Here is a 7,287-nt window from a genome sequence, read left to right as displayed (position 1 = left end):
CTGATCGTGCGAGCCCTGCTTCCCCATGCGATGTCCTGCAGCGTGTTGGCCCTGCTGCTGGCCGCCCCCCCGGTACTGGCCCAGCAGGCCGCGCCGACGGCATCCAGCGACGTGCGCTGCGAGGGTGACACCTGCCGCAGCGACGACGGCGAACTGCTGCGGATCGGTGATGACGCCGACACGCCGCTGCTGCCACTGCCGGGGCAAGCCGATCCGTCCGCCGCCAGCAGCGTGCCGCTGGCGCCGGCGGTCACCCCGGACGTGTCCGCGCGAGGTGGCCAGTTCATGGCCGAACTGCCCAACGGCGGCGTGGTGTGGGCCACCGAAGACCCGAGCATGGTGCCACCCAGCCTGAGCGTGCAGGCCGCCGCCACCGTACCGTTCGAAAACGGCCGGGTGATCCGCCCCCTGCGCTTCCACAGCTACAACAACTACGCCTCCTTCATCGAGAAGCTGGAAGTCACCCTGTACCGCGGCACCGATACCGATCTGGTGACGCCGCTGGCGCGCATCGAGCTGCCGTCCGACTACGTGGGCGATGCCGAATGGGATGGCACCGTGCCGGAACAGTTCAAGCTGCGCACCGGCGATGAACTGATCTACGTGGCGCGCGCGTACGGCGCCGGCGGCTCGTTTGATGAAACGCAGATCCAGCGTATCCAGCTGGTCACCCCGGCCGACTTCGACCGTGGCCTGCAGGTGACCCGCGACAACGTGCAAAAGACCCTGGGCCAGGCGCTGGACGGGGCCAGCGCGCAGGACCTGCAGGTCAGCAACAGCATCTACGGGCAGAGCATGCTGCGCCTGCAGAACATTCCCATCCACGGCTCGCGCGTGCGCCTGTACGGCCGCAACCTGGAACCCAACAGCCGGGTGCGCATCAACGGCCAGGATTTCCCGGTCGACCTGGAGCAGAAGTTCGCTGCCGAGTTCCTGGAGCCGGTCGGCCAGCACCGCTATGACGTGCGGGTGGAATCGCGCGACGCACCGTCCGCGCAGCGCCAGCTGGACGTGGACGTGACCGGCCGCTACCTGTTCCTGGTCGCCATTGCCGATGTCACCTTGTCCAAGAACAGTGCCAGTGGCAACGTGCAGCCGCTGGCCGCCGATGACCGCGACACCGATGGCTTCCTCAGCGAAGGCCGGCTGGCGTTCTACCTGAAGGGCAAAATGCGGGGCAAGTACCTGGTGACGGCGCAGGCCGACACCCAGGACCGCGAACTGAAGTACCTGTTCCGCGATTTCAGCCGTGCCGATGCGCAGGATGTGTTCCGCCGCCTCGATCCGGACCTGTACTACCCGGTGTACGGTGATGACTCCACCACTTACCGCGACGTCGATACCCAGGGCCGCCTGTACCTGCGCGTGGACTGGGACCAGAGCCAGGCCCTGTGGGGCAACTTCGCCACCGGCATTACCGGCACCGAATACGGCCAGTACGTGCGTTCGCTGTACGGCGGCGCGTTGAACTGGCGTTCGCTGTCGGCCACGCCGCTGGGCGAAGCGCGTTCGCAGTTGAAGGTGTTCGGTTCGGAGGCGCAGTCTGCGCCGGGCCACAGCGAATTCCTCGGCACGGGCGGCAGCCTGTACTACCTGCGCCACACCGATCTGCTGCCGGGCTCGGAACAGGTGGTGCTGGAAGTGCGCGACCGCACCACCGGCCGCACCGAAACCCGTGCCACCCTGCAGGAGGGCGTGGACTACGAGATCGACGACCTGCAGGGCCGCCTGATCCTGACCCGTCCGCTGGCGCAGCTGACCCGCGAGAACGTGCGCAGCATCACCCGCGACATGCCGCTGGATGGCTACGACCAGCTGCTGCTGGTGGACTACGAATACGTGCCGCTGGGCTTCAGCAGCGACGATGTGACCTATGGCGCGCGCGGCCGCCAGTGGATCGGCGATCACGTCGCGGTGGGCGGCACCTGGGTGGAAGAGAACCGCAGCGGCGAGAACTACAGCCTGAAGGGCGCCGACCTGACCCTGCAGGCCGGCCGCGGCACCTACCTGAAGATGGAACAGACCCGCACCGATGCCACCGCAGCGCCGGTGTTCTATTCGGACAACGGCGGCCTCAGCTTCATCCGCCGCAACCCCTATGAAGGCCGCCGTTCGGGCAAGGCCTCGGCGGTGGAAGCCCGCGCCAACCTGCGCGAGCTGGGCTGGACCAGCCAGGACTGGAGCCTGGGCGCATGGTGGCGCGACGTCGACGCCGGTTTCTCGGTGGCACGCCAGGACACCGGCCTGCCGATCCAGGAATACGGCGTGGAATTCCTCGGCTACCTCACCGATGATTTCAGCCTGTACGGCCGCCACACCCGCACCGAGCAGGGCGAACTGGCGCTGGAGCAGAGCCAGCTGACCGCCGAATGGCGGCTGGGCAACGACGGCCAGCTGACCGGCGAACTGCGCCGGGTGCGCGAGGAGCAGGAGCTGCAGGATGTCTCCGCGCTGCTGGCGGCGATCGGTTACCGCCAGCGCTTCGGTTCCTCGTGGGAGCTGTACGGCACCGGCCAGGTGACCCTCGACGATGACGGTGGTGCCTACGAGAAGAACGACCTGCTGACCCTGGGCGCGCGCTACCTGTTCGGCGACCGCAGCAGCGTCGGTGCCGAACTGAGTGGCGGCAGCCGCGGCCACGGCGGCAAGGTCGATGCCGAGTACCGCATGGCGCCCGACCACAGCCTGTACGGCAGCTACAGCTACAGCACCGACCGCACCGGCACCGATCCGCTGTTCGACAGCGGCCTGCAGAGCGGCTGGACGGTCGGCCAGCGCTGGCGCCTGAGCAACCAGGTGAACGTCTACAACGAAAGCCAGTACCTGAAGGACCGCCGGCAGGACAGCGCGGGGCTGGTGCACACCTTCGGCATGGATTTCTATCCGGCGCAGGGCTGGAACCTGGGCTTCACCCTGATGGATGGCGAGCTGGAATCCACCGTGGGCCGCATCAACCGCCGCGCGTACAGCGTCAGCGGTGGCCGCACCGATGCGGTGGCGCAGTGGAACAGCAAGCTGGAGTACCGCCGCGACAGCGGTGCCGAGCAGCGCGAGCAGTGGGTGACCACCAACCGCCTGCTGTACAAGCTCAACGAAGACTGGCGCTTCGCCCTGCGCGCGAACTACGCCGACACCCAGGACCGGATCAACCCGGTGGCCGATGCCAAGCTGGTGGAGACCAACGTCGGCTTCGCCTGGCGCCCGCACGACAACACGCGCTGGGCCGGCTTCGGCAAGTTCACCTACCTCTATGACGTGGCCTCGCTGGGGCAGGAAGGTGGCAACCTGTACGACCAGCGCTCGCAGGTGCTGTCGCTGGAAGGCATCCGCCAGATCGGCGAGCGCTGGGAGATGGCCGCCAAGCTGGCCTCGCGCTGGGGCGACTACCGGACCGGTCGTGGCGAGGGCGCCTGGCTGGACAGCCGCGCCGACTTCGCGGCCCTGCAGCTGCGCTACCGCCTGTTCGCGCAGTGGGAGGGGCTGGCCGAGCACCGCTGGCTGAAGGTGCGCGACGGCGGCGTGCGCAAGGGCTGGCTGCTGGGCGTGGACCGCCGGGTGGGCGAGAACTTCAAGGTCGGCGTAGGCTACAACTTCACCGAGTTCAGCGACGACATGACCGAGCTGAAGTACGACCAGAAGGGCTTCTTCCTGAACATGGCCGGGTATTATTAGCGTCGCCTGCCACGCATGGCGTGGCACTACCGGGGTGGCGGATGTGGCCGTTTGCCTGGCTGGGCTGAACGACCGGCAACATTGCCCGGCTGAATGGGGTGGGCCGATGGGATTTTGCGGCCCAAAACGACCATTCATGCACTTTATTCGGGGCAAGTGATTGATTTTGCTTGTATTCGACCATGGTCGAGCCTGCTCGCCATTGTCATCAATACGCGATAGGGTAGGGATGTTGAATCGCCCATTGTTCCGTTGACGGAACACTGGAACTTCCTCCCGCTTTAGCAGTCCAAAAGCCGGACTGCTAAGATGAGCCCCTATGAGCCAGAACACCTCTACTGCCCTTGTGGCAAACAATCTCCCGATTCCCAGTGCGCTCGGTTCGCTGGACGCCTACATCGGTGCCGTGCACCAGATTCCGGTGCTGTCGGTCGATGACGAACAGGACCTGGCCCGTCGTTTCCGCGACGGTGACGATCTGGACGCCGCACGTGAGCTGGTGCATTCGCACCTGCGCTTCGTGGTGCACGTGGCCCGCGGTTACAACGGCTACGGTCTTGCGCTGGGCGACCTGATCCAGGAAGGCAACATCGGCCTGATGAAGGCGGTCAAGCGCTTCGACCCGGACATGGGCGTGCGCCTGGTGTCCTTTGCCGTGCATTGGATCCGTGCAGAGATGCACGAGTTCATCCTCAAGAACTGGCGCATCGTCAAGGTCGCCACGACCAAGGCGCAGCGCAAGCTGTTCTTCAACCTGCGCAAGTCGAAGACGCGCCTGGGCTGGATGAACGCGGCCGAAGTCAGCGCCGTGGCCAAGGATCTGAACGTGTCCGAGCGCGAGGTCATGGAAATGGAATCGCGCCTGTCCGGCCGCGATATCGGTTTCGACGCACCGACCGACGAGGACAACGACCACGCCCCGCCGTCGCCGGCTGCGTTCCTGGTGTCCAACGACGAAGATCCGTCGATGGCCTACGAGCGTGAAGACAGCGAAGACAACCAGATGCAGCTGCTGCGCGAAGGCCTGGCCGAGCTGGATGCGCGCTCGCGCGACATCATCCGCCGCCGCTGGCTGGATGCCGACAGCAAGGTGACGCTGCAGGAACTGGCCGATGAGTACGGCGTGTCCGCCGAGCGCATCCGCCAGGTCGAAGCGAACGCGCTGAAGAAGATGAAGGCGCTGTTCACCGCGTAAGGCGGGGTGGCGTTGGAATGAAGAAAGGCCCGGCAATGCCGGGCCTTTCTGTTTGTGGGGCTCATCCACGCATGGCGTGGATCTACCCCGGCGGTACGGCATCCGTGGACCCGCGCCATGCGTGGCTGCCCGGCACTGCCGGGCCTTTCTGTTTGTGAGGCTCATCCACGCATGGCGTGGATCTACTGATACCGCGCGGGCCTCAACCCTCGCGTGCGATCGCGCGCCAGCCGATGTCGGTGCGGTGGAACTCGTTGGCCCAGGTCACCTTGGCCACGCCGGCGTAGGCATTGGCCTGCGCGTCGCGCACGCTGTCGCCCAGCGCGGCCACGCACAGCACGCGGCCGCCGGCGCTGAGCACCTGGCCCTGTGCATCCAGCGTGGTGCCGGCATGGAACACCTTGGCATTGGCGGGCACGGCGTCCAGGCCGGAGATCACGTCACCGGTGATCGGCGCTTCCGGGTAAGGCTTTGCGGCCAGCACCACGCCCAGCGACGGGCGCGGATCCCACTGCGCGTCCACCGCGTCCAGGCGGCCATCGATGGCCGCTTCCACCAGGTCCACCAGGTCCGACTGCAGGCGCAGCATCACCGGCTGGGTTTCCGGGTCGCCGAAGCGCACGTTGAACTCGATCACCTTCGGCGCGCCGCTGGCATCGATCATCAGGCCGGCATAGAGGAAGCCGGTGAACGGGATGCCATCGGCGATCATGCCCTGCACGGTCGGGTTCACGACTTCGCGCATCACCCGGGCATGCACCTCCGGGGTCACCACCGGCGCAGGCGAGTAGGCGCCCATGCCGCCGGTGTTCGGGCCGGTATCGCCGTCGCCGACGCGCTTGTGGTCCTGCGAGGTGGCCATCGGCAGCGCGTGCACGCCATCGACCATCGAAATGAAGCTGGCTTCCTCGCCATCGAGGAATTCCTCGATGACCACGCGCGCGCCGGCGTCGCCAAAGGCGTTGCCCGAGAGCATGTCACGCACCGCGTCCTCGGCCTCGGCCTGGGTCATCGCCACGATCACGCCCTTGCCAGCGGCCAGGCCATCGGCCTTGACCACGATCGGTGCACCCTTGTCGCGGATGTAGGCCAGCGCAGCGTCCACCTCGGTGTGCACGGCATAGAATGCGGTGGGGATGTTGTGGCGGGCCAGGAAATCCTTGGCGTACGCCTTGCTGCCTTCCAGCTGCGCGGCGGCGGCGGTCGGCCCGAAGATGCGCAGGCCGGCGGCGCGGAAACGATCAACCACGCCGGCCACCAGCGGCACTTCCGGGCCAACCACGGTCAGCGCCACGCCTTCGGCCTGGGCCAGCGCCAGCAGGCCGTCGATGTCGGTCACCTTCACCGCCACGTTGCGGCACTTGTCTTCGGTGGCGGTGCCGGCATTGCCGGGCGCCACGATCACTTCGGTGACACGGGAGGACTGGGCCAGCTTCCATGCCAGGGCGTGTTCGCGGCCGCCAGAGCCGATGACAAGTACGTTCATCACGAGATTCCAGATTGCGTGGGAAGGGAAGGGCGATGTCCCCGGCGGCGCGCGTGCTTCACTCGCAGCCCTCGCGTTGCAGCGCGTCGGGGAAGGAATAGGTCCAGGTCTTCGGGTCCAGCGTGAAGCGGTGCGTGCGGCGCACGTTGGTGCCGCCACAGCTGCTGCCGGTTTCCTCGATCAGCAGCGGCCAGGTGCGCGCGCTGCGGTTGCTGTCGTCCATGCGCAGTTCGAACTCGATGTCGAACATGCGGGTGCGGCAGTCTTCGGCCTGCTCGGCGTCATCGCAGTCGTAGGCCGCGGTGTTGTCGATGTGGCTGCGCACGCTGCCGGCATCCACCAGACCGTTCGGGCCGGGCAGGATGAAGCTCTGCGTCTGCAGCGAGTAGCCCTGGCCGTACCAGCCGCTGACGTTGCGGAAGCCGTAGAAATCGCTGCCGAAGCGCAGGATCTCGACGCTGCCCGGGCGGCCGCTGCTGCCATAGGTGCCGCCGGTCAGCTCGGCCGCCACCTCGAAGCTGTCGGCGGCCGGGCGCAGCACGTAGAAGTCGATGGTGCCCGCGTCGGCATGGCCGGCGTCGGCCACTTCGCCGCACACCGCCAGCAGCTGCTGCCAGCTGTCACCGTTCACCACCGGCTGCTCGGCGCACACCGCCCAGTCCACCGGGCGGCTGTCACCGTCCTGCGCCCAGCTGCCGCGCCAGTCGCCGGACAGTTGCGCGTCCTTGCCGTAGCGCGCCGTCAGGAAGGCCTGCAGGCGCGCGGTGCGGCTGGCATGCCCGGCCGCTGCGGTGCTGCCCGCGGCGGGCGTCTCTGCGTGCGGGGCAGTGGCGGGTGCCGGCTGGGCGGCCGGCTTGCAGCCGGCCAGCAGGACCGCGCCCAGCAGGGCGGGCAGGAGCAGGGGGTTGATAGAAACTGCGGACATCCGTGTCGC

At 67.4% G+C, this 7,287-nt stretch carries 4 protein-coding genes; 2 read left to right on the top strand and 2 right to left on the bottom strand.

Annotated features, from left to right (window positions below; translation table 11 throughout):
• Window positions 1-6 precede the first annotated feature (6 nt).
• A complete protein-coding gene (locus QMZ26_RS06290; protein ID WP_283220915.1) occupies window positions 7-3,672 on the top strand; it encodes a TonB-dependent receptor in 3,666 nt (1,221 codons plus the stop codon).
• A 319-nt stretch (window positions 3,673-3,991) separates the two neighbouring features.
• Window positions 3,992-4,867: an RNA polymerase sigma factor RpoH gene (gene rpoH / locus QMZ26_RS06285; RefSeq protein WP_079223786.1), complete on the top strand. Its 876-nt coding sequence runs from the start codon at window positions 3,992-3,994 to the stop codon at window positions 4,865-4,867.
• A gap of 202 nt (window positions 4,868-5,069) precedes the next feature.
• Here the strand turns inward: rpoH and purD are convergent, their stop codons facing one another.
• Both purD and QMZ26_RS06275 read right to left on the bottom strand, forming a co-directional pair.
• Window positions 5,070-6,353, bottom strand: coding sequence for a phosphoribosylamine--glycine ligase (purD, locus tag QMZ26_RS06280; RefSeq protein WP_283220913.1), 1,284 nt, complete (start codon window positions 6,351-6,353; stop codon window positions 5,070-5,072).
• A gap of 58 nt (window positions 6,354-6,411) precedes the next feature.
• Window positions 6,412-7,278: a hypothetical protein gene (locus QMZ26_RS06275; protein ID WP_283220911.1), complete on the bottom strand. Its 867-nt coding sequence runs from the start codon at window positions 7,276-7,278 to the stop codon at window positions 6,412-6,414.
• Window positions 7,279-7,287: the final 9 nt, after the last annotated feature.

Origin of the sequence: Stenotrophomonas sp. PFBMAA-4 (assembly GCF_030053215.1) — a bacterium.
GTDB lineage: Bacteria > Pseudomonadota > Gammaproteobacteria > Xanthomonadales > Xanthomonadaceae > Stenotrophomonas.
This window is presented reverse-complemented; position numbering and strand designations above follow the sequence as displayed.

Bases quoted from the DNA above. Each gene is read 5' to 3' on its own strand.
- QMZ26_RS06275 (WP_283220911.1), bottom strand. From the start codon at position 7,278: ATGTCCGCAGTTTCTATCAACCCCCTGCTCCTGCCCGCCCTGCTGGGC.
- rpoH (WP_079223786.1), top strand. From the start codon at position 3,992: ATGAGCCAGAACACCTCTACTGCCCTTGTGGCAAACAATCTCCCGATT.
- purD (WP_283220913.1), bottom strand. From the start codon at position 6,353: ATGAACGTACTTGTCATCGGCTCTGGCGGCCGCGAACACGCCCTGGCA.